The organism is Paenibacillus sp. ALE2, from assembly GCF_054113385.1.
On record NZ_CM134213.1, the window covers coordinates 4,922,430 to 4,946,982 of the forward strand.

The 24,553-nt window shown below is 46.6% G+C and carries 19 protein-coding genes; 2 read left to right on the forward strand and 17 right to left on the reverse strand.

The features are described from left to right. Window positions 1–403: 403 nt before the first annotated feature. Window positions 404–1,321: a hypothetical protein gene (locus ACXHJ1_RS20980; RefSeq protein WP_457905171.1), complete on the forward strand. Its 918-nt coding sequence runs from the start codon at window positions 404–406 to the stop codon at window positions 1,319–1,321. Between the two features lie 138 nt (window positions 1,322–1,459). On the opposite strand, the gene ACXHJ1_RS20985 is transcribed toward ACXHJ1_RS20980, so the two are convergent. The 3 genes from ACXHJ1_RS20985 to ACXHJ1_RS20995 form a co-directional block, all read right to left on the reverse strand. Further along, window positions 1,460–4,216 carry a PHB depolymerase family esterase gene (locus ACXHJ1_RS20985; RefSeq protein ID WP_457905172.1) on the reverse strand — a complete coding sequence of 919 codons (2,757 nt, stop codon included), beginning with the start codon at window positions 4,214–4,216 and terminating at the stop codon, window positions 1,460–1,462. Between the two features lie 194 nt (window positions 4,217–4,410). Continuing rightward, on the reverse strand, window positions 4,411–5,541 hold the full coding sequence (locus ACXHJ1_RS20990; protein WP_457905173.1) for a bifunctional cystathionine gamma-lyase/homocysteine desulfhydrase: 1,131 nt from the start codon (window positions 5,539–5,541) through the stop codon (window positions 4,411–4,413). Window position 5,542: 1 nt separating this feature from the next. Then, entirely contained in the window at window positions 5,543–6,466 is a 924-nt protein-coding gene (locus tag ACXHJ1_RS20995; protein WP_016821132.1) for a PLP-dependent cysteine synthase family protein, read from the reverse strand. Window positions 6,467–6,719: 253 nt separating this feature from the next. Here ACXHJ1_RS20995 and ACXHJ1_RS21000 point away from each other — a divergent pair, with 253 nt between their 5' ends. Then, the gene (locus tag ACXHJ1_RS21000) at window positions 6,720–7,082 is read left to right on the forward strand and encodes a hypothetical protein (RefSeq protein WP_031463409.1); all 363 of its coding nucleotides are present in this window, start codon (window positions 6,720–6,722) and stop codon (window positions 7,080–7,082) included. Between the two features lie 118 nt (window positions 7,083–7,200). Here ACXHJ1_RS21000 and ACXHJ1_RS21005 read toward each other — a convergent pair whose 3' ends face one another. The 14 genes from ACXHJ1_RS21005 to ACXHJ1_RS21070 all read right to left on the reverse strand — a co-directional run bounded on the left by ACXHJ1_RS21005 (window position 7,201) and on the right by ACXHJ1_RS21070 (window position 24,386). Then, window positions 7,201–7,500: a DUF6509 family protein gene (locus ACXHJ1_RS21005; RefSeq protein ID WP_019687094.1), complete on the reverse strand. Its 300-nt coding sequence runs from the start codon at window positions 7,498–7,500 to the stop codon at window positions 7,201–7,203. Then, complete coding sequence (locus ACXHJ1_RS21010) at window positions 7,494–9,461, reverse strand: ATP-dependent DNA helicase (protein WP_457905174.1); 1,968 nt, start codon at window positions 9,459–9,461, stop codon at window positions 7,494–7,496. The genes ACXHJ1_RS21005 and ACXHJ1_RS21010 overlap by 7 nt, the downstream gene beginning before the upstream one ends. Window positions 9,462–9,684: 223 nt before the next feature. Then, entirely contained in the window at window positions 9,685–10,689 is a 1,005-nt protein-coding gene (locus ACXHJ1_RS21015; RefSeq protein WP_031463407.1) for an ABC transporter substrate-binding protein, read from the reverse strand. Between the two features lie 100 nt (window positions 10,690–10,789). Beyond that, a complete protein-coding gene (locus ACXHJ1_RS21020; RefSeq protein ID WP_025364737.1) occupies window positions 10,790–11,308 on the reverse strand; it encodes an RDD family protein in 519 nt (172 codons plus the stop codon). Window positions 11,309–11,696: 388 nt separating this feature from the next. Then, window positions 11,697–12,839 carry a glycoside hydrolase family 88 protein gene (locus ACXHJ1_RS21025; protein ID WP_457905175.1) on the reverse strand — a complete coding sequence of 381 codons (1,143 nt, stop codon included), beginning with the start codon at window positions 12,837–12,839 and terminating at the stop codon, window positions 11,697–11,699. Window positions 12,840–12,895: 56 nt separating this feature from the next. Next, window positions 12,896–14,806: a glycosyl hydrolase gene (locus tag ACXHJ1_RS21030; protein WP_457905176.1), complete on the reverse strand. Its 1,911-nt coding sequence runs from the start codon at window positions 14,804–14,806 to the stop codon at window positions 12,896–12,898. Window positions 14,807–14,822: 16 nt separating this feature from the next. After that, entirely contained in the window at window positions 14,823–16,742 is a 1,920-nt protein-coding gene (locus ACXHJ1_RS21035; protein WP_457905177.1) for a hypothetical protein, read from the reverse strand. Window positions 16,743–16,943: 201 nt separating this feature from the next. Further along, window positions 16,944–17,936, reverse strand: a complete 993-nt coding sequence (locus ACXHJ1_RS21040; RefSeq protein WP_016821124.1) for a cation diffusion facilitator family transporter — start codon at window positions 17,934–17,936, stop codon at window positions 16,944–16,946. A gap of 230 nt (window positions 17,937–18,166) precedes the next feature. After that, window positions 18,167–18,436, reverse strand: a complete 270-nt coding sequence (gene rpsN / locus ACXHJ1_RS21045; RefSeq protein WP_017428381.1) for a 30S ribosomal protein S14 — start codon at window positions 18,434–18,436, stop codon at window positions 18,167–18,169. Between the two features lie 264 nt (window positions 18,437–18,700). Beyond that, window positions 18,701–19,669, reverse strand: coding sequence for an ABC transporter ATP-binding protein (locus tag ACXHJ1_RS21050; RefSeq protein WP_457905178.1), 969 nt, complete (start codon window positions 19,667–19,669; stop codon window positions 18,701–18,703). Further along, on the reverse strand, window positions 19,662–20,645 hold the full coding sequence (locus ACXHJ1_RS21055) for an ABC transporter ATP-binding protein (protein ID WP_019687089.1): 984 nt from the start codon (window positions 20,643–20,645) through the stop codon (window positions 19,662–19,664). Before ACXHJ1_RS21055 ends, ACXHJ1_RS21050 begins: the two co-directional genes overlap by 8 nt. Before the next feature lie 13 nt (window positions 20,646–20,658). Beyond that, window positions 20,659–21,585 carry an oligopeptide ABC transporter permease gene (gene opp4C, locus ACXHJ1_RS21060; RefSeq protein ID WP_107734166.1) on the reverse strand — a complete coding sequence of 309 codons (927 nt, stop codon included), beginning with the start codon at window positions 21,583–21,585 and terminating at the stop codon, window positions 20,659–20,661. A gap of 15 nt (window positions 21,586–21,600) precedes the next feature. Beyond that, the gene (locus ACXHJ1_RS21065; protein WP_090886983.1) at window positions 21,601–22,554 is read right to left on the reverse strand and encodes an ABC transporter permease; all 954 of its coding nucleotides are present in this window, start codon (window positions 22,552–22,554) and stop codon (window positions 21,601–21,603) included. Between the two features lie 107 nt (window positions 22,555–22,661). Then, window positions 22,662–24,386, reverse strand: a complete 1,725-nt coding sequence (locus tag ACXHJ1_RS21070; protein ID WP_457905179.1) for an ABC transporter substrate-binding protein — start codon at window positions 24,384–24,386, stop codon at window positions 22,662–22,664. Window positions 24,387–24,553 lie beyond the last annotated feature (167 nt).

The window sequence follows — 24,553 nt, forward strand, 5'->3', positions numbered from 1 at the left end:
GTTGTACTCCACTACTATTAAATTATAATGAGTTTTACATGAGCGCTAGCTGAAAATCCTGCCCGAACGGCCTGAATGCGACCAAAAAGCCTATTATATCGCGGGATTTTACCAATATCCTGCAGTAATGATATAATTATACCCCAACAAGGGCAATCGGGCACCAGTCTTCTCCTTTATACGACAAAAATAACCCTAGCGAAACCCACTCATGTAAAACAGTAAAATAAAAATCTAAGCAGAAAGAGGAAGTACACTATGATCTCATACGGATGTTTGGCGATTATGTTTCTTTTTGTCGCCATTAAATCACTAATTTACTATATACATAAAAAACGCGCCCCGTCGATTGCACAAATCGACACCGAGCTTCTTGCCCTGCTGAATCGGAGAAGTGAGCACAATGAATAGTTCCAAGCAGGCTGTGCAATTTCGCCCCTTTACCCGCACAGAGCATGCCTTCCAAAAGCTGAGAGTCTGCAAGCGTTGCGGACAATTCACCGCCCTTTGGGAAGAGAAATGTACAGCATGTGGTCGGGATACGCTGATTCCTGTAGAGCAATATGCTAAACTCAGAGCCAAACGTTATTTTCATAAAGACCTTGCTGTCGGCATTGCGTTGCTGGCTGCTTCTATCTTTTTCGCTCACTCGTCACAGCAAATGCTACTGTGCGGTATCGTCGGTGCGTTTCTCCTCGTGCCCTTGGTCCTTCTACAGCACCGCATTGTTCTTTATGAACAGCGTAGGCAGCTTATACGCCTATTCAGAGGCCGTATAGGACAGATCCAGGAAGGATTGGGCGTGAATCATAAGAACGCAGTAGCCCTGCGGCAGCTTAGTGAGCGTGTCTGCTATGAAATGCTACGCGAGATTGCCGTACTCATTCACAATGATCGGATAAGGCTCCAGCAGGTCGCTTTGCTGCAATCTTTTGTTCTCCGCAAAGATATGGAATTAACGCTCGATCCTCTTCTGATCAAAAGCTTTGAACCCCTTATGGTCAGATACATTGGAGAGGTTGCCAGACTCAATCGTGAGCTGATTAAGGATCGGACATTCCGATATGTGGTTTTTTATGAGCGTCGTATTTTGGAAATGGCCGGGGGCGAAGATATTCTCGTTCGCGTAGCCAGCGCAGCAGTCCGTAAAAAACGCTACGTAGTCACCCATGCCGCTTTCATCTCCAGATATGTTCGGAAGCTACCAAAGGAACGAATCCAACGTTTATATCATATCATTCAGGAGAATCCGTTAGAACCCTTTGGAGATTTGGCCGATGAAGTGAAGATCATGTACCTGATGGAGCAGTATAAAAGCTGACTGCCATAATGCCCTTTTATATATGACGTATCCCAATCAATAAATCACTGCAATGAAGCAGTAAAAAAACCGTCAGAATCGGCCAATATGCCTCCAGACGGTTTTTTAATATGGATTATGATAACACACTTGAATCTTTCATTGGCCTTGTAGCTTATGCTGAGCATGCCTAATGGAAGTAAAGTTAAATGCTCGTACTCCCTTGCTATCATACACAATAATCTCTTTATTCAAATACGGGTGTAGACCATTAAAATATCCGGGCATAATCAGTCTGCGCATAAAAAGGTTTTTACCCAGCAGACGGAGTGAATTGGTCGCTACAACAAGCATCTGCTGGGTTGCTGACCATGGGCTAGGCTGAATATATGACAAACAGTATTCGCCTGTCGTAAAATCGTCACCCCATGTATACCCGTCCTCGGTACATGCAATTTGAAGATGCGCTTGATACTTCTGAAGCAACTCATGTCTGGACAAATCCGAAGTGATACAAATCACGTTGCTATCAGCTAGCTCTTTCTCTGAAATATCATTAGAAGACACCATCGGATAATGAACACCGATATACGGATTCCAAGTCGCTGTTCGTGGGCTAGCCAAGGCGTTCGCCGTCCGTCTCACCGCCTGCTCCTCCTCCGGTGTAGCATAGCTGGATGGAAGGACAATGTGAAGTCGATCCATATAAACGTCAAGTACACCCATACCATGACTAGCACCATTTCTTCCCACGCTTTGCAAACCCGCAATACTCTTAGCTGCATCCGCATTTTTGGTGGAGTCTTCACTGCTCCCTCCCTCCCGTTCAGCAATCAAACGGTATTCGGGTGAGGGGCGTTTGTGCGAGTGTGTTTTAACAAAGCGAAAGCGGCTGTATTCTCGTAAATCCAACATGAAAATGCGGGCTCCAATACGAACCTGAGCGAGTTCCAAGGACATGTCCTCTTGCGAGAGATGAATCACAAATTCTTCTGCGTGAACAGCCTCAATATCCAATTCACCAGTGGGGCTCATTTCGCCATACAACTCCGCATATTCCTCGTTTTCATCCATGCGCGTCAGTTCCAGCCAGTAAGCTCGATTATGTCTGCCACGTTCCGTCCGATAGGCAATACGCTGAGGCACGACATCTCTTTTCCATTGCATAAGCCAACCCAGTATGCCGTCCAAAAGTCTTAACTCATGCGTATCCCAATGATTAGACTGCCGCTCTATCACACCTTTAAAATGGTTCGATGAAAGCTCTGTTACAGGAGCTGTGTATGCTTGGGCAAATAAATAATCCTGGTCACCACATACATCTAATATTGGCATATTGATCAAATTTTTCAGATGCTTGGGATGTGGCGCCCCTGAGATTACTGCAATAGCTGCAAACCGAGAAGGATAAGCCTGTGCCATCGCCCAGGCAGCATATGCGCCATTCGAGTAACCCGTCAGATAGATACGTTCTTCGTCCACTCGGTACGCTTGCAGTATGACATCTAGTCCCTCCAAAAAAGCTGCTTCTCCAATATAACTGCCCAGCGTAACGCCACGACACGAAAAAGTAACAAATATAGCTTCGTCTTCCCAGCCCTGCCCAAAACCTCTATTCTGAAAATCTGGTAGCCCCAGCTCATATCGCTTGCCAGGCATTAGAACGATCAGAGGATACCGTCGCTCAGCCGTGTAGTTGCTGGGAAGCTGGATTGTATACCGTTGTAAACTATTGTCCAAACGGGAGACAAAAAAACCTTCGCCAATGCCGTCAGCCGTCAAAAAAATATGTTCTTTCTGGAGCAGCGATGGGTGCTGTGACTGTTCGGTATGTCCATGCATAAAAATTTGTTTTAATAGCTTGATATATTCACGCACCACCCGTGAATCCCAGATTTCAAAAGGATCTTCCGGCAAATCCGTTAATCTTTTTAATTCCTCAAGCAGACCCTCTATTTGTATTTTCTGCGCAGAATGAAGAACATCTTTAGCGCAGGCTTGAATGAAATGATCATACTCTTCCTGTAAGCACTCCACGACGACTGACAAAGGCCGCACAAGTACCGAATACACAAAATGATGTTCTACGGCCTCATGATCCCGATATGTAACGGTGAAGTGCAGCATTCCCGTCTTCCTGGCCTTCTCCTCATCCCAGGCGTAGCTTAGCTCCTGCTCCCAATGGGCTGTAAACCGATCCAACTTCATACCCTCATCATTCGTTACCTCGACCCATAACGTTTGATCTGAGGGAAGAAGTACCCGATCCTTACGCAACAAGTAAAATAGAATCGGGCTGTTTTCTCCCTCCCTGCCAGCACTTTGCTCAACTTCTAACCAAGCCATATGATTACGTATATTACGCTCTACGAATTCACGACGCAGTTCTATCACATCTGGTTCATCGCATACCTGATTTCCACTGACACGAATAGAACGAGCCTCATCAGGAATAAACGCAGCAATGATAACGACCGTGTGGTCACCTTCCTCCAGATATAAGCGAAAGGGTCCAGATTCTGCATATACCAATGTTCCATCTATCCAAATTTGTCCAGTTCCTTCAAACGGTCTGAAAATCACTTCCTGTGCTGTCATACAACGTAGATTTGAAACCAGCAAAAGTCTTTCTTGTTCAGCCAAAGGCGGAAAAACACCTAGATTCAGTTCAGAGGTCCGGGGATCAAGCTCGGTCAATAACCGGCATGCTGCCCTTCCCCCTGCTGAAAGCTCAATTCCATCTTCACTACAAGCCTTTTCCAAATTCCATTCCTCATGCGTAAAATGACTAGACCATTCCCTGCCCACACCACAATTTTCCGGAAGCTCGACTGGACCGACTGCATAAGCAGACGCCAGACGTACCGGATGATCCAACAGCACAGTAGTTGCCTTTTCCAGATGTGTGAACCTCATAACATTCCCCCTCCAGGTTTTTGTTTCCTCAGAGACGTAGCCGCGTTATATTCGGTTTAACCTTCAAATGAACTATATAAAACTATTCGTTGTCACCTCTATGTACTCCTTTGTGCTTTCCAAAAAAGAAGCTATTCTCACAACAAAAAAAGAGGCAGCTTCTGCCACCTCTCTGGATCATTATGCTTATTTTCTTACAATGCTGATTGCAAGTCTTCGATCAAATCCTCCAGATCTTCAATCCCAACCGAAATCCGTACCAAGCCCTCGGTAATACCTAGCTCTGCGCGACGTTCTGCGGGAATGGAGGCATGCGTCATACGTGCCGGAACGCTAATCAGACTTTCAACCGCTCCCAGGCTCTCAGCCAGTGTAAAATACTGCAATTTTTTCAGGAGGGCAACCGCGTTGGCATCGCTACCTACATCAAACGAAATGATGCCGCCAAAGCCTTCAGCTTGAGTTTTGGACAGCTCGTGCTGTGCATGGCTTTCCAACCCAGGGTAGTACACCTTACTAACCTTCGGATGCTTTTCCAAAAAGGCTGCAATTTCCTTTGCATTTTTCTCGATTGCTTCCATACGCAGACCCAAGGTTTTGATACCGCGGATCAATAACCAGGAATCCTGCGGGCCGAGAATACCGCCAATGGCGTTTTGTAGAAAATGAAGCTGCTCGCCCAGCTCTTCACTGTTGACTACAGCCAAACCGGCTACAACATCGCTGTGTCCACCCAAATATTTGGTTGCCGAGTGAACGACGATATCAGCCCCGAGTGTAATTGGCGTCTGCCAGTAAGGGGTAGCAAATGTATTGTCCACAATCAATAAAAGCTCATGCTTTTTCACCAGCTCTGAAACCGCGCGGATATCAGTAACTTTCAACAGCGGGTTGGTTGGTGTTTCGACATACAATGCCTTCGTATTAGGACGAATTGCTTGGGAAATAGCCTCCAGATCAGTTGTATCCACAAATGTGGACTCAATCCCGATCCGACTAAGCACCTTGCTTACAATACGATAAGTGCCCCCGTATACATCATCGGTTAACAAAATATGATCCCCTGCTTTAAACAAGGAAAATACTGCATGAATCGCTGCCATACCGGAACCGAAAGCAAAACCACGTTTGCCTTCCTCCAGTTCCTTAATCAGCTCTTCCAGTGCAAACCGAGTCGGGTTGCCTGTACGCGAATATTCGTATCCCTTATGAACGCCGATTTCCTCTTGCTCATAAGTACTTACCTGATAAATAGGAACGTTAACCGCACCAGTATGAGGATCGGTAGGGAGTCCACCGTGAATCAGTTTTGTTTTGCGTCTCATTTTAAATCCCGCCTTCATATATTTTTTTGCTCAGATAACGTTCACTGCTATCTGGGAAAATGGTGACAATATGTGCACCATCCGGTGCGCTCTCTGCTTCCAGTAAAGCAGCGTGCAGGGCTGAACCGGAGGAGCTGCCGACGAGAATACCCTCACGTTCCGCCAGTTCCTTGACGCGGTTGAATGCGTCCACATCGCTAATGGTATGAATGGCATTAAAAAAGCCTTTGTCCACAAACTCAGGGATTAATTCCATGCCGATCCCTTCTGTTTTATGAGGGCCTGACTCGCCACCATTCAGAATGGACCCTTCTGGCTCTACGATGACCGTTTTAATGGCTGCATTCTGCTCCTTAAGATAACGCGAGGTTCCCATAAATGTGCCCCCCGAGCCTGCTCCTGCCACAAATACGTCCACTTTACCGTCCAGATCGTTCCAAATTTCAGGTCCCATTGTCGTGTAATAAGCCTCTGGATTATCAGGATTGCTAAATTGCTGTGGCAAGTATGCGTCTTTGATTTCAGCAGCCAATTGCTTTGTTTTTTCAATGGCTCCCTTCATCCCCTCACTTGTCGGGGTATGAACGATCCGTGCTCCCAATGCCTTCATCAGGTCCTGCTTCTCCTGGCTGAACTTCTCAGGCACAGCAAAAATAACCGAGATATCATAATGAAGCGCGGCCATCGCAAGACCAATACCTGCATTGCCTGCTGTTGCTTCTATTAACGTCCCGCCCGGCTTCAACTGGCCTGTCTTTAACGCTTTTTCAATTAGAGCCTTTCCCACCCGGTCCTTCACGCTGCCGCCGGGATTCATAAACTCCAGCTTGGCGAACAGGCGAATTCCTCTGGGTAGAGAATAGCTATTCAGCTCCACTAATGGCGTGCGCCCGATGAGTTCAAGGGTATTGCGATATACATTCATAATTTCAAGCTCCTTTTAATGGCGAATCCAAAATAAACCAACGGTCAAAAATTAGCGCCCATTGTCGGAGAAATTCGCTGTCTTCTCCAAAAACATAGTAATGCGGTAAGTATTGATGCAATAAGATTTTATGTGTATTTGAAGCTTTTGTCAAATGGACCATTCACAACACCCACACCCTTGATATCCTGCCTCGATATGATGGAGAATAATCTCTCAAAATTCCCTTTTCTAACATAGGAGGATGCTATCTATGGGTAAGCAATGCTTAAAGATAGCTGCCGTATATTTTGCCCTCGGTGCGCTGCTCAGTGCAATCATTGGCGTGTCGGGTGATTATAGCCTGTCCCCTATTCAGTCTCATATCCATTTACTGGGTTGGACGACTCTTGGGATCATAGGTCTAATCTATGTGGCCTTTCCTGCACTTTCAGTTACGATTTTGGCACGTATCCATTTTTGGATACATAACATCAGTCTGCCAATGTTGATATTGGCGATTATAGGTAAAAATTACGCGATTGCAGAGGCTGGAGTGTGGGTCGTCATAGGATGGGTGTTACTCGCGGCGGGTATTATGCTGTTTATGGTGAATATGTGGGACAGACTGCGTTAGAGCACATAGGTTCACTTCACTGGTCATAGAAAAAAGGAGCCTGGTCATTGCCAAGGCTCCTTGATGTCCTCATTATAGGTTGCAAATATATAGCTGTGCTAGCTATGTGCCCTTACTGTTAATTTACTGCTCCATCCTGTACATGTTCTTTACAGAAGTTTTCAACTGCTTGCAGCTCATCCTCTTCAAGTTCAAGCTCGATGTAACGATCCGTTGCTTTTTCAAACAATTCATACTTCAGTAGTCCTGTCTTTCCTTCGTCTACTAAATAAAGAGCACGGATATATATTCCGTTTTCAGTGTATAGCTCGTCGTCTTCCTCTACCTCTATCTCAATGATAAATTCATAACGCTGTCCACTCAAAATACCAAAAGCATCTTTAATTTGATCTACTGTATATGCTGTAAAATTCAACATGTTTTTATTCCCTCCCGTTTTCCTTCAATTACGGTGCATTCTACGCCCGCAGGCAGTAGTTGTTCAACTTGTGTGCGTACTTCTGGACGATTCAAATCGTGACCCATGATCGAGATCCAGCCCTGATCATTACGCGAGCGGATTAAACGCCCTATGCCCTGTCGGAGCCTAAGTGCCATGTGAGGCATATCTATCTCATTGAACGGATCTGCTGCATCCTTGCGCAAAGCCGTAAAAACCGGATCGTTCGGAGGAAATGGCAGCGACCAGATGATAACATGTGACAGGGATGGTCCAGGGATGTCCAATCCTTCCCATAATGTAACAGCGCACAACACACTCTCCTCATCATTCTGAAAAGCGGAGATCAGATGGCTGATTTCAGCCGAACCTTCATACAGAAAACGATAGGCAGATGCCTCTGGGTAAGCAGCGAGCCCCCTTTGGAAGGCAGTCAGTTCCTCCTGAGAAGGAAACAGGATAAGCGCTCTTCCCTGCGATTTCTTCAGTAGCGTCAGCGCTCTCTGGATTGGATTATGTTCCGGTTGCAGCGGGTACAATGCCGCTTGCATCTGATCACTATAGTCATAAGGTGAAGCGACGGAAAACGTTAACGGGTTTTCAATACCGAGACTCTGCGCCATATAGTCAAATGAACCCTCCACGGAAAGTGTAGCCGAAGAGAATACGATTGGAATATGCTGCGCAAATACTCGTTCTTTGAGAATCTCTTTTACCATCTTCGGCATAACCACAAGCGTTAATCCATCCTGGTCCTCCGTCACCCACGAGATGAGAAGTTCAGGACGCTTAAACAAAGCCAAAGCAGTTTGAATCATTTCCAAATGTTCTTCTACAATTTTGACTTGATACTCATCCAGAGAGAATAACCCACTTTCAAACACAAGCTCTTCCTCGATCGTGCCGATCAGTTCACCAAAACGGTTCACCTCCCGAATCAACGATTCATTCAGGATAAACTCCTTGCGATTAGACCCCTGTACTGGCTGACTGTTCTTATTGAGCGCGGCGAACAATGCCTCGCTTTGGGAGATTGCATCTTCGATCGTCATGGCCAGTGATTCCCGCACTTCCCCCTCTAGCAGTCGGGTAATAATAGACTCAAATTGAGTGTGCTTAAGCTTGTAAGTAAGCGCATTTTGTGCTGCTGTCTCCAGCAAATGCCCTTCATCAAAAACAACAGAGCTGTGCTCTGGCAGCAACGGCAGCTGACCCTCGCGCTTTCTCGCTTCGTAGGTCCATACATGCTCCATGTAAAAGTCGTGAGAGCAGATGACCAGATCTGCCGCTTTGCGGTAATGATCACGAGACAACGTCTGTCCGCAACGATGGCGCTGATGACAAACGAGACAGTCTTGAAATACATCCCATCCCAGTCTGCTCCACTGTCCATCTGTTAGCTCGGGATACTCTTTCCGGTTCCCGTATGGAGTGAAGGATTGTAACGTATCTGGAAAATGAACAAAATCTGGCAGACCCTGATAAATATCGTGGAAAACATCTGCGTCCTCATCCAGTCCGCTTCGCCCCTCATCCAGCTTGTTCAGGCAAATATATTGATCCGGTGACTTCCCCAATCGAGCATCAATCGTCAAGCTTAAGTGCCGTGCCAGCTTGGCGATATCTCCTTCTGGCTTCACCAGTTGTTCAATCAATGATTCATCCGCACAGGCGATAATCGCCGGTTTTCTCATGTATCTGGCATATGCAATAGCGTACAGCAGGTATACCAGCGTTTTGCCAGTGCCTACACCTGCTTCTGCAAAAATGGTCTTTTTTTCCTTATAGGCACGTTCCAACTGGAATGCCATATAAATTTGTTCATCCCGAACCTCAAAGCCGACTTCAGGCAAAACTTCATAAAATACATCTGCAATCCAGTCACTTGCCTGCTCAATAAACGGCTTGGACGGATCAAAGGCAAAAGGGTAAGTAGTCAATCGGGCTGTGCCTCCAATTCGTTCATAATGTGCATCCTTTCATTATAACTCAAAACAAGCTAAAAAGAACATGTAAACTGTAAGAATAACTTACATTTTTTATTTTTCATGAAATTCTATAAAAGTAAGGACATCGAGGGGTTCGTTCGTGAGGACGTTACACTGCCATAATGAAAAAACAAAGAAACCAGCAAATGCTTTCAGGCACTGGCTGGTTCCTTGTTTACTTTTGCTTCATCAAATCTGGAATTTGTTCCAGCAATCGTTCTCTCGTAATGGCATCATCAAAATTCCACGAGCTGTCAAGCGTATAAACCCGTTTATTCTGAACGGCAGGAATCGTTTTCCACACTTCACTATTCATCAGGTTTCTGGTCGTTGCAATTGTTTCTTCACTCTGATCCGACAGAATAAAGAGTTCATCCCCGATAAATGAAGGAAGTACCTCGTTAGAAATGGTAGCAAAGCGCTCTTTTTTATCAATCAAGTCTGTCTGTACCTTGGAAGCTGGTATAAAACCGAGCATATCATACAACGACACGGATATACCCTGATGTCCCATAACATACAGGTTATCCCCCATAACTAACAGCACTGTTGCTGTCTCTCCCGGCTTAATGTCAACATCCAGCTTGGCCTTCATTTGTTTGGCCTTCTCGTCATATAAGGTTTTAAACCGATCTGCCTCTTTAGTTTTCCCAAGAAGTTTACCTAGCTCCTGCATACGTTCAAAAGTTGCCAATTCGGAATTAAGAACCACGGTAGGTGCAATTTTAGCTAACGTGTCAATCGTCTTTACATCCCAATTATCAAAAAGAATAAGGTCTGGTTTCAGCATCGTCAGCTTTTCCAGATTCACCGGGTAGCCTATATCGATAATATCCTTGGTAAGGTCTGCGTACACTATTTGTGACTGAATGACACTCAGACTCGCACCTGCTGGACGTACACCCAAGGCAAGCAAATCCCCTGGATCACTGCCTACATAAACAATTTTCTGCGGATTTACCGGAATCGTGACTTTACGTTTTTGAAAGTCTGTATATTCCCGGGTGGTCGGCGTTGTAGATGCCGTTTCCTTTTGCTCCGTGCTGTTTGTAGCCTGTCCTGCCGTAAGGGAAGTTTGGGCACCATTTTCTTGTGAGCTACAAGCTGAAAGTACAATGGCTATAATGAGCATTACACTCGTCAGCACGGGGAATCGAGGCGATATTTTTATATGTTGCATATGATGTATCCTCCAAGTTATGTAGTTTCATAGAAAATGATAATCATTATCATTTACTTTATATTACATAATAGTCCCATCATCTGCAACGGCGATTTCCTTAATTCATTCTATTAGAAGCTACTGGAGGTAGAGACGATTGCTGCTCATGTCGCTGCAACTCTTTTTTATTTACAACTAAGGTGCTGGCACAAAGATCGTGGACTCCCTGTTTTTTCGCAGTAAAAGCGACCACAATGTAAATAAGACGTAAAATCACAAAAGAAATGGCTTTAATCCAATAACGCCCTGAGGCATGTAAGAATCCAAGACGCTTTCCTTCCTTATCTACAACAACTAAAGAGAACACGAGCTTACCTGGTGTTGCTCTTACCTTCGACGACTCCCATAATACACAGTACAGCCATGGCACCATGAGCCAAAAGATTAGCGGCCACCACATAAGCAGTACTTGTATGAACACCGTCTCCTTTATACCCAAAATATCTGGGATGATGTAAATTGCTCCCCCTATTGAAAGGATTATGGCAGTAAGGATGATCAGATCAATCACAAACGCTGCCGTTCTCACCCAAAATCCTCCGTAAATCTTTCTTACACTATCACTTGTTACTGTCATAATGATGTATAACTCCTTTGCATTCGTTAAAATCCATTTTATTCCTTTACCCAAGGAGATATCATACGGCCACCTCCCTGAATTGTAAATTTACGAATAAACACTCATAAACAAGTGAAAAGACCTATTTCCATGCATTAAAATGGACATTTTTATAGGATTTAAGAGCTTATATACCGTGATTTTACTCTGATTAGGCACGAAATAAGCGCTGCTACAGTCTCTTATCTACCTACACGTAGTACTTTGGCATCGAATTAAAATCAGCCTTTTCACGCATAAAAAAACAGCGTATGTGTAAATGAGTTTACACATACGCTGCCTCACTATTTATTATATCGATTTGACAAGCAACAACTCAGCTCGAATGAGCTTGTTCCTGACCATCTTACTTACTATATTTTTTGCCCTCCACACTAAACAAACCTTCCTCACCACGCAGCTTTGCCAATGCTTCGACAAAGAAATAATCGCCGTAGATGATGGGCACATTAATGTGTTTTTGCTCAGGATAATGTACGGTTCCGTTCATCAGCAATCCCTCATGTTCTTCGCCCCATGCCGTACACGTGTGATGCAAACCCTGAAGGATGGATTCTGCAGCTTTTGTAAATTGCTCAGCACGTGCCGAATATTTTGCTAGTTCCAGCAAACCGCTAGCTGCAATGGCCGCAGCTGACGAATCCCATGCTTCGCGGTGTCCTTCTTCTGCTCTAAAGTCCCATACAGGCAGGCAAGCATCGCCCAACTGGGACAGGAAAAAGTCAGCCGTGTTCTCGGCCACCTTTAAATAACGCGGATCGCGTGTGTATCCATACGAAAGCGTAAAACCGTACAAAGCCCAAGACGTGCCACGTGCCCAGGCGGAACCGGGAGCAAATCCCTGTCCGCCATGCTCAGCGACCTTTTTTCCAATCTCCGGATCGAACTCAACCACATGCGCAATGGAGCCGTCCGAACGAACGAACTCACGTGCCACGGTATCTGCATGCTGGACAGCGAGAGCCGCAAAGCGTGGATCTCCACTTTCCTCCGAGGCCCAATAGAGCAAGGGTAAATTCATCATACTGTCTATAATCGCAACACCCCGTGTATCCATATCCTTCGAGTGGAAGTTCCACGCGCGAATAAAGCGGCCATTTACGTTAAAACGGGCAACCAGCAAATTAGCAGCCAATAACCCCCGTCTTCTGGACTCTGAATCTCCAGTCAACCGATGGGCGGCCACACCGCTGAGCAGCCAAATAAAACCGAGATCATGGTCTACAGCTTCGCTATTGTAGAGTATTTTTTCCAACCGGGCCTCACACCGTTGTGCAATTTTGGCAGACTCCCAATCAGGACGTGCTCGATGGGCCAGCCATAGCAGTCCCGGATAAAAGCCTGCTGTCCACCACGCTTCCTCACGATTATCATAACGCCCACCCTCTGCAACATGTGGAAAGGCGTCCCCCAGTCTTGCCGCCAAGGCAAGCGTTTTATCCAATGCCAGCTCCCACGATTGCTCCAGCCACGCTTCTGATTTTGTCATTCCTTTTTCCCTCTCCCTTTCCACATGATTGAAGATAACTATGGCTCCCGAACTATCTATTCAGGTAACCGAATGATAAAGGAAATGCGACTGCCGCCACACTCTAGACGCGCTCCCTTAAGTAAACCATTTCGGCAGGCTACGGCAGTCAATTCATCCGGCCATACGACGTTTGTTCCTTCCGTCGTAGGGATAACTTCAAGGCTTGCGCCCGCATATTCTACTCGAATGCTTTCAGTTTCCTCCCCGGCTGCCATCACATGATGAATCACACTTCGTTCCCGACCGTCATACGCCATCAATGGAATAAGTGCCCCCACATTCTGAATATTGCCCTGAAGCTCATACGACACTTCAATTTTGCCGGGCACCTGACGATAATGCGTTCGGATTTCCCTCACCCCCGGGAATGGACCTTCCCACAGCAGAGTGAAATCTGTCTCTCCATCAGACGCTGAGCTGCGCTCCATCTGTACGTTTCCTCCGCCATCCTGCGGATCAATCCCTCCATCACGATCGAACTCCAATGTACCGGGGATTCCTTCTGACAAGCTGTGCCATTTTCCGTCTTCGGTTTGCCAGGCTGGTGTATAGCTCAGCGGGAAAATATCTCCCTCCGCGAAACCCGTAAAGCCGCGATCTGCGTGTCCTGCTGAGGATGGGCCGATCAGAGACGGCAGCGCAGAACGTTGAATACGTACGATGCCCGGAATATTGTACGGATCGTTGATTGAGGTCTGAACAAGCATTTGCTGCCCGTCTACAGCTGCAATGACGGTCTGAAACCAGCCGTCCGTTGCCAACACCCGACTGCCTATCTCCGCCGGGATAGAGGTTGGAGGAATACGATCAATCTCCTTCCCATGTAGGAGGGTATGGGCCAGCACCGCTGCCGTCCACAGACTGTAACAGGTATGATTCGAGTACACCTCAAAGCCATGGCGTGCCTCAGACGAATAATGGTTGCGGACGATATGCAGCTTGCCATTATCGGTCTGCCATCGGCTAATGGATTGCCAGCATAGATCTGCTGCCCGCCGAAATGCACCTGCAAGCCCATGCTCGCCTGCTGTATACGCCTGCTGTGCATGTGTTGTAAAAACAAAGGCCGCAGCCGCTTCGTTCCATTGGTGCTGCGCGCTTCTTCCACGCGGAGGAATTTCCCCATGTGGGGATAAAGTCAGCAATGAGCTAAGTGCACCTCTGCGAAGGTAGTCACGCACTTCGAGAGCACAGCCGCCATTATATCCGCTCTCCAGCATCACGCCCAGATGAAACCGTGTGACAATATCGTAGGCGAATGGGCTATTGGGCCTATCCAGCGGACCATCTTGATACAGCCCCAAACTGGTAAAGCGAGGTAAATGGTAGTTGCGGATATACGTCTCCATCCACTCAGAATCGGCTGCAATCCCTTCAGTGGCACGCAAAAACTCGCCGGAAATCATGATCGCGTTCCAGTTGATCATCCGGTTTGGATTTTTCATTTTGCTCATCGTAAAAATGTAAGTCTGCTCAGGTTGAATCCTGCTCAACTGCTGCTTCCAAGCCGTGGCTTGCTCTGGCAGCAGATTTTTAAGGATACGATACGCCCCCATCATCATAATTGGAAAAAAGTCCGGGTGATGATCTGGCGCTTTTTCCTCCACTACACAGGCTATGCTATGCGTCAAGGCCGCAGCAGCAGATTCGAGTAAATCATGCCGGCCTTCTTTGACCAGCACAGCCGCAGCCAACGCATAGGATGGAGTGGAGTAATACCGTTCACTTTCAGAATGAGGGTCAATGATAGCTCCGTTTTCATCTTGATACAAGGCATATGCACGAACCAGCTTTTCCAGCACAGCCAGCTTACGTTCGTGTGTCCATCCATCATTTTCTCGATTTGGTGCGCTTACCACCTGTTCTATAAATCTCTCCAGTTCCGTCTGCCAAGGGTATACGCTGCCTGTTTGAAGCTTATTCATTCTGTATGCCTCCCATTCAACATGAAGATTGATGTATGGTAAAAAATAGATTGCAATCGACACTTGCTGAGCCGTTCCCGTTCCAGCGATTGGAATCCAGTTGCAGTGATGTCTTATAAAATACAAAGGGCACTCCGTCATGATCTATATGCTTCACGGCCTCCAGCCTCTGCCTCAGCGCGCCAGCATCATAATTTAGTCTAACCACTGCATTCGTTCCCTTCCATTCCACGAAGCCTGCTCCTGTATTAGGCTGAATACGGCTGATCAAAAGCTCCTCCACATCCCACGGCCTCACGTTCATATCAGACGTTTCAAACTCAAAATGATCTGTGACAGTAAGCCTTGCTCCCTCGTTTCCCTCCAGTACACTCCAGGTAAAGGAACGGGTGAAAACAGCCATTTCATCAACAGCATAAGCAGATGTCAAGTCGAGCTTAAAGCTTGTGACTGTCTGTGCTCCCTCCTGCTCATCCATAGCAACATCCAGCACAACCGCCCTTGCCTTTGCTCCGGATTTCTGTGTGGTCCCATTGATGATAGGCACGGAATGGCCGCTGGAGGAAATATTGATAATCGACTCCCGTCCGGGCGAAAAATAGGCTTTCGTGTACAAGCCTGCTCCCAGATCACAGAGTAGATTTTCGCCGCCATGAAGGATGAAATGTCCAAGATCATTATGATTGTGCGGCTCATTGTTATGCCCACCCTTGGCTGAAAAAGCAAGTACGGCATCTGAATGATCCTGCTGCCCCCCAGATCCATGATGACTAGATCTGAGGCTACGGCACATCAACCAGCCGAGTTGCGGCAAATAATCGATTACGGCTTCTCCGCATCCATACACCAAGGGGTTCGTCCAGACTAGGTTACGCAATACATGAGCCCAGCGGCGACACGGATCTTCCAACAAACCAGGTACGCGAAAAGGGAGTGTAGATGGACGTCCTTGCAAATAATTCACATGAGAGATGAGTCCGGAAGGTAACCGTTCAGTTTCACTACTATCTGAATAATTAGCGAAAATACCGTCCGACAAATGGACCCGTTCTGCGAAGGCTGCGATTTGTCTTACCTTTTCCGAGTTCAAAATATCCACAGCTCCCTCGGTAAACTCACGTAGCATATCGGCAAAATATATAAAGTACCCAAAGCCATACACCCAATAACCTACGCCTTCGGGACATCCCCCGTCCTCTCTGTAGCCTGCCAAAAAACAATCCAGTGCGCCCAGCATACGCTCGATGGCTACCGCTTTGGAAAAGTCGTCTTTTGCCAGCAGCAATGCAGCAATTCCGCAACCCGAAGCGCATACTGCCGACCAGTTATGCTCTGCCGTTTCCCAATCATAATGATGAGGCTGCCAAAAAACAGGTTCCAGTACACGGCGCTCAACCTCTTTGTGCACCTGAACGACTACGTGATCAGCCAGCTTTTCTCTAAGCAGCAATAAAATTTCAACCAGCATTTGCGCTGTTTCGGACGCGAATAAATCCACCTGCTGCCAAGGCGGTGTTACAGTGTCCTCTTCGTTGACATGTGCAGGAAGCGCCCAAGTGTACTCGCTGCATATGTCCAGCAGTCCGCTTTCCACCTCTTTCATCTTCCGAGGCTCCGGATCGGCAACAGCTGCCAGCACGATAGCAACTAGTCGTCCGCGCCGTTCGAAGTATACATCCTCATACGGCTTGCGCTCCCCTGTATTAGCAAATTGCCGGAACAGAGACAATGGTAGTTCAGGCCAAGGCGCTTCCCGAACATCATTGCAGATGCATTCGATGTCCTTCCAAAGCTCGGCGAATGCCGGTTTATCGACAGTTGACCGTAGCCTTTGGGTCCAATTGCTCCTTAAGCGTTGTCTTGCTGAACCCTGCACTCCGCCAGCCAGCGCGTTGACGAGCCGCGAAGCAGGCCAAGCCTCCTTCAGAAGACTCATTCGCATTTCCTCCCCATGAGAAGCATTCGTTTCACCCTCTTTTTGTTAACGCTTTCATTGTATCTAACAATCAGCCTAAATTCAAAGGGGTAGGAATACAATTGGAAAAATATAAAAGAACCTCCACGCCACGTTGTCGTGGTCATGAAGGTTCTTATTTACGTTCTTAAGCTCCGTCCAGATTCGCTTTGGTCCATTTTTCTAAGCTTTAGGCTTTTCTTGTTTCCAGTTTCTAATCCCGTCATCCTCTAGAATCCCCAATGCGGCATCTGAAATATTAGGATCACGCAGCAGAGCATCCTCGACTCTAAATTTGATATCATCAGCATCAGCCAGCGTCATGCCCGAAGTAAGCTCGATCACCCCTTCGACGTGATAGTAACGTCCCTCCTGCAAAATACGCATTTGAGAAATATCAGTCACATGTGTATCTGCCAGGATAATGGAAGCCACACGTTCTTCGATATCGGGAGGTGCTGATACACCAATCAAGCCCACCATGTTGTCATAACCGACCCGGAACGCTACACCGACCATCAGACAGCCGATGAGAATACTCGAAATTCCGTCCAGCAACTTAAAATCTGTCAGCGATGTGACCACTACAGCTAGCAGGGCGAGTACCCCACCTGTCGTTGCAACCAAATCCTCATAGAATACCAAACGGGTTGGTGGCGCAGCACGTCCCACATGACGAAAGGCAGAAGTAAAAATACTTAGCCCCTTCGCTTCCACTCTGGATTCATGCAGCACTTCTTTCATCGCTTTGCTCCATACAAATCCGTCAACCGCCAATGACAAAACCAGCACCACTACATTAATCCAAAATCCTTGTGCAGATTCAGCCGGATGCTGTAGCAAATGAATTCCTTCCAATGCAGTTTCGTAGGCCATAATCGTTACGACAATAACAGCAACCATACAAAAAAGATTAATTACCCGTCCAAAGCCAGTAGGAAACCGTTTCGTAGGTTTTTTCTCTGCCAATACACTGCCCGCAAATACAAACATTTGGTTCACTGCATCCGCAATGGAATGCATCATCGTAGCAAACATAGAGCCACTGCCTGTCAAGGCAAAAGCAATCCCCTTAATCAGGGCAATGCCGGTATTACCCAACGCTGCCGAGCCTGAAGATTTATTTCCTTTTTTGACCATACTCCAAAAGGAGTCCTCTCTCTGTTTCACTTCCATCTTGTAGCTCCTCCTGAGGTATACATAATCTGACATATCCACATTATGTAATCGCTTGTTATGTATTATTTTTAACCCGTCCATATTCTACCTAACCAACTGAGGAGAATCAATACAAATGATAATATATTCCTTCGAAAAAGAATGCTCCACGCCACCCTACTGGCATGAAGCATTCTCGTTACAACCTGCTATCAGATAAACATACAAACAATTAATCGGTTTCTAAATTACCAGCTAGATTTCGTAATACCTGGAATTTGGCCTTTATGGGCCAGCTCGCGGAACGCAATTCGGGACAGCTTGAATTTGCGCAGGTATCCTCTCGGTCTGCCTGTCAGCTCGCAACGGTTTTTCAAGCGGGTTGGGGATGAGTCCCGAGGAAGCTTTTGCAAAGCTTCATAGTCCCCTTTTGCTTTTAATTCACGTCTCAAATCCGCATATTTCGCTACAATTTCCTGACGTTTCTTCTCTTTTACGATTTTCGACTTCTTGGCCATCTAAAGCTCCTCCTTGTTATATATGCCAATCATAAAGGTTCCCCATCGCGATCGCGGGACGGAAGGGCACAAATATGGACATGCTTTTGCATTTTAATAGTAATAATTACGATTAACGTTTAATATACCTCTGCTTCAAGTAGATTGTCAACTCAAACATTTCAAAACACTATACAGCAAAAAGCCGTTGCTCTAGCAGAACCGTTTCATTGCGGTGAACGGTCTGCCGTGACAACGGCACAAAACTTGCTGAGTTAACTTCGTTCATTCAGCCAAATGGCAAGCCACCCAGTGATCTGGGCGAGCTTCACGATAGAATGGAATCTCTTGAGAACAGCGGTCGATTGCAAAGGGGCAGCGCGTATGAAACTTGCAGCCCGAAGGCGGATTCACCGGACTTGGAATATCCCCTTTGAGCAAAATACGTTCTCTTTTTAGCTTCGGCACTGGTATAGGCACAGCCGACAGCAACGCCTTCGTATACGGATGCAGCGGATTGCCGAATAACTCGTCACGCGAAGCTGTTTCGACCATAGAGCCTAGGTACATCACGCCAATACGAGAACATAAATGTTCAACTACGCTCAAATCGTGGGAGATGAACAAATATGTCAGACCCCGCTCGGCCTGCAATTTGGCAAAAAGGTTAATAATCTGCGCCTGTATGGACACATCCAGCGCTGACACCGGCTCATCAGCGATGATCAGATCCGGTTGAAGCGCCAGCGCGCGGGCAATGCCAATCCGTTGACGCTGACCTCCCGAAAATTCATGCGGGAAACGGTCGATATGATATTCCGACAATCCACACAGCTTAAGTACGTCCAGCACGATCTGCCGGACCTCCTCTTTGGTAGCTATACCGTGGTCGAGCAGCGCCTCACCAATGGCATCTCCGATCCGTATACGCGGATTCAGCGAGCTGTACGGGTCTTGAAAGATCAGCTGAATTTTAGGACGAAGTTCCTGCATCCCTTTGGCCGACAAGCTGTGGAGATCCACCCCTTTGTATTTTACGGTACCATCTGTTTTATCCGTCAATCTGACAATCGTGCGGCCCACCGTGCTTTTACCGCTCCCCGATTCCCCCACCAGACCGAAGGTTTCACCCTGACGGATCGTAAAGCTTATATCGTCTACTGCCCGCACGTGCCCTGTAGTACGATTCATAAAACCGGACTTCACCGGGAAGTATGTTTTTAAACGGTCTATTTCCAACAACGTCTCAGCCATAAACAACCGCCTCCTCATACAACCAGCAGGATGCTTTCTGCTGAGCTGAAACTTCTTTTAATGTAGGCTCCTTTACACGACAAATGTCCATGCAATGCCCGCAGCGGTCATGAAAATAACAGGAAGTCGTCAGCTCCAGTGGATTAGGTACCTGTCCGGGGATGGAATACAGCTCCTTTTGGCGCTGATTAAGCACCGGTTTGGACTTGAGCAACCCCTGTGTATAGGGATGCTTGGGGTGATTGAATAGCTGCACCACTTCGCCTTCCTCGACGATCTTGCCCGCATACATCACAATGACGTAATCGGCCATCTCCGCAACAACACCCAAATCATGGGTGATTAGCATGAGCGACATATTGGATTGGGCTTTAAATTCACGCAGCATGTCGAGAATCTGTGCCTGAATTGTTACATCCAGTGCCGTGGTCGGCTCATCCGCAATAAGCAGCTTGGGTCCGCAAGAAACAGCAATGGCAATCATAATTCGCTGCAGCATCCCTCCACTCAGTTCATGGGGATAGCTTTTTAAAATCTGCTCCGGTCGGGATATGCCGACCTGTTCAATCAGCTCTAGCGCCCGCTTGCGAGCTTGCTTTCGGCCCATCTTTAAGTGCTCAATCAGTGGCTCAGACAGTTGTTCACCAATGGTCATCACCGGATTTAATGAAGACATCGGCTCCTGAAAAATCATGGAGATTTCATGTCCGCGAATCGTGCGCATCTCATTTCTACTAAGCTCTAGCAGATCGGTTTCCTCAAAACGGATACTTCCACCTGCCACTTTACCACCGGGACTCTGAATCAGGCCCATGATCGACATGGCGGTAATACTTTTGCCGCAGCCCGATTCACCGACAATGCATACCGTCTCCCCCGGCTTCACGCGAAAGCTGATATCATCCACCGCTTTGACCGTTCCTTCTTCTGTATAAAAATGAGTGCTTAAATGTTCAATGGAAAGTAAATTGTCCATGGTGCATGATCACCTACCTCTTATGTTTCGGGTCGAGTACATCCCGCAGCCCGTCACCAAAAATATTAATAGCGATGACTGTTGCAAAAATAGACAGGCCTGGTGGTATCCACAACCAAGGTCGTTGCTGAAAATCCAGTACATTGTTGGCGGCATCAATCATATTGCCCCAAGTCGGTGTCGTGGGCAACACGCCAAGACCAAAGAAGCTGAGTACAGATTCACTCAGGATGGCTCCGCCAATGTTCAATGTAGCGATAACGATCAACAATGGCAAAATATTCGGCAGCAGATGCTTAAAAAGCTTTCGGCGATTCGATAGTCCTAGTACCGTCGCTGCCTGCATAAATTCACGTTCTCGCAAACTAAGCATCTGACCTCTCACCATCCGTGCAATCCCCGGCCAGTTGACCAGACTCAGCATCAACATGACGATATACATCCGTTGATCAGGCGGAACCTTCCAGTCAGATAACAGCGCACCCATAATAAATAGCAATGGCAAACTGGGTATAGTCAGCAGCAAATCGGCAATGCGCATAATGATTTGATCCGCAATTCCGCGAAAATAGGCGGATATAACCCCCAGCGTTGCTCCTAAAAAGACAGACAACACCATAGAAGCCAAACCCACAGTAAGAGAAATTTGACCTGCCTGCATCACACGTGTCAGCACATCCCGTCCCAGCTTGTCTGTTCCTAGCCAGTGATGGATATTCGGCGCCTTGTTCATTATTAATATGTTCGTTTTGTTATCGGAATAAGGAGAAAATAACGGACCGATAAAACAGAGCAAAAACATAAATACCACGACGAGCAGTCCAGCCATAGCAAGCTTGTTTCTGAACAGCTGCCGGAGCGCTTGCTGCCACATTGAAGATTTGGCATTTAATCGCAGTCTGCGGTTGCTCTTGCTCAAATTACTGCTCACGGATGACATTCCATAGCCTCCTTCTTACACTTTCACACGCGGGTCAGCAATGCGATACAAAATATCGGATAACAGCGTCCCGATCACGCTCAATATGGCAATCAGCATCGTAAAGCCCATCAGCAGCGGATAATCCCGAAGCGAAAAAGACTGCATGTACAGCTGACCGATCCCGGGCCAGTTAAAAATCTTTTCGATAATCAGAGATCCGCCAAACAGCGCAGGCAATTCAAAGCCAACGAGCGTAATGGCAGGCAATAGTGCATTTCTCAATGCGTGTGTAAAAAGCACCTTTCTTTCCTTTAAGCCCTTTGCACGAGCTGTACGGATATAATCCTGCTGGATCACGTCGATCATATTGCTGCGGAAGTAACGGGTCAGCGACCCCAAGCCCAGCAGTGTCATCACGATCACCGGCAAGGTCATATGCTGGAGAACCTCCTTCACATACTCCATGCCTGTAGCGTTACTGCCCGTATTGAGCATCCCGCCCGGTGGCAGCCATTTCAGATCGACCGCCGCAATTTTGATTAGATACAGTCCGATAAAAAAAGAGGGTACAGACATCGCGGCAAAAATCACCACCATGACTAGTGTATCGAACCAAGAATACTGCTTGTAAGCAGCAACCACACCAATAATGACTGCAATCAGCCAGGTCAGGAAGGTGGATACAATGGCCAACAAGAATGAATTCCAGATATATTCATTAAATAAGGTTAGCACCGGTTTCTGTTGAGCGAGCGAATAGCCGAAATTACCATGCAGCGCATTGCCTAGCCAGTTTCCGTAGCGCTCAAGAATAGGCTTATTCAACCCGTAAATTTCCCTCAGCTCCGCTTTTCTCTCCGGCGACAGCTTCAGATTACCGCTAATGAAATCTCCCGGTGTCATGGCATACAGAAAAAAAATCATCATCGAAGCGGCCAACAAAATAATAATCATATACGTCAGTCTTTTCGTTAAAAACGAGCTCATGACAGACTCCTTTCAATTCATGGTCGGGCTACTCATTACGCGTCCTCCATTTGGCAGACCCCTTGATCCGAACCGGAAGTTCTTCACAAGGGGCCCGCAAAGGTGGCTTATTTAAGGGACCACTCGAACAGATTACCAGACAAACCAATGAATGGGCTGACCTTTACATGTTCCATTCGACCATTGTAAGCATATACAGTCTTCTTGTAGTTGGTGAAAATAACGGGTAGTTCATCATTTAGCAGTACATATAATTCCTTATATATTTTCTTACGCTCTTCCATATTCGTCGTAGCCAAACCTTTTTCATAGAGCTCTTTGAGCTTCGGATTGTTATATCCCTTGATTTCACCATTGACGAACGGCTCGATTCCATCAGATGGGTCTGTCAGCATGGCTGTCGAGAAGGCGGCGAGATCATAATCTTTACCTTCCACTTTGGCGACCATTGCATTAAAGTCTGCAAAGATTTCCGGTTGCAAGTCAACGCCAATCGCTTTATAGTTTTCAGCCGCAAGCGCGATAAAGGTGTCTGTTTCTGGACGTTTGGAGGTCAGCAAGTGAATGGTCAGCTTCTGGCCGTTTTTCTCACGAATGCCATCACTGCCTTCTACCCAGCCCGCTTCATCCAGCAGCTTTTTCGCTTGCTCCGGGTCATAGTTGTATGGATTGATTCCATCGGTCGTGTATGACCAGAATATAGGAGAAGCAGGAATGTTGGCGACCGCCCCTGCTCCCTGTGCTGCGTCAACATAAATGCTTTTGCGATCCAATCCATAGGTCAACGCTTGACGAACCTTTTTATCCTTCAGCTTTTCATTTTCCAGATTGACTTGCAAATATCCATAGGTGCTCGGTGTATAAGGCAAAATATTCAAAAAGCCGAGTCCTTTCAGCTTGTCGATATTTTCTTGCGTTGCGGTAAAGGAAGCAAAATCGGTATCCCCTGTTTCGATGAATTGCCAAGCATCGCCTTCCGCTGTTTTATATATGAAGTGTTTCGTTTTCGGTTTGCCTTTAAAAAAGTGATCGTTTGCCTCTAGACGAACTTCTTGCCCTGGAATGAATTTTTCCAACTTATATGCCCCATTCCCCAGTGGGCTACCATGCAAATTTTTAAAATAATCCAGCTGTCCGAACTTATAATCCTTGCCGTAGTAAGCTTTGGACAATACATATTCACCGAGAATAGTCAGAGCCAGCGCGTTTGGCTTTTCCAATGTCACAGAAATAGTCTGTGGATCTATTACCTTAATTCCATCAATTTGTTGTGCCTTGCCTTCCGTATAGGCTTTGCCGCCTTTAATGTTCAGCTTTCGGATTTGGCTATCGCCCGGATAGGCTTTGTCATAGATTAACGTCCAGGTAAAAGCGACATCCTCTGCTGTCAAAGGTGAGCCATCGCTGAATTGGGTATTGGGAACCAGATGAAACGTATATGTTAAATTATCCTTGGAAATATCCCAGCTCTTCGCCAGATTGGGCAGTGGAAGTCCCTTCTCATCTACCGTAACCAGCGGAGTCCATAACTGCGAAATGACGTTGCCGTCATAGCCGCTTTGGTTAAAATACGGCGTGAATACTCCGGCCGGGTCAGTCAGGCCTACAATAATGGAGTCGTTTCTTTTTTTGGACACTTCCGGCAATTTGGACATATCAGAAGCCTTTACCAGACTTGTTAATGGCTGCGCTGTAGCAGTTGTCTGTGTGTCCCCATTATTTTGGGCAGTAGTATTGTTGTTGCTTTCCGATCCACCGTTAGAGCAAGCTGCCAGCAAGGTAGAGCTCGCCAGAAGTAGACTGCTAAGTAAAATAATACCCTTTTTCAACATAATCCCCCCGAGTTAAATGATTAAATTCCGATAGAACAAGTTGTGATTAAGAAGATAAACCTCATTATAGGAATTTATTAGGGTTCTGTAAAGGGAGAACTGCATTTTTTTATATAAAACTCTGCTCATCAATATCTATCCGAATTCTTGTACAAATATAAATAAAA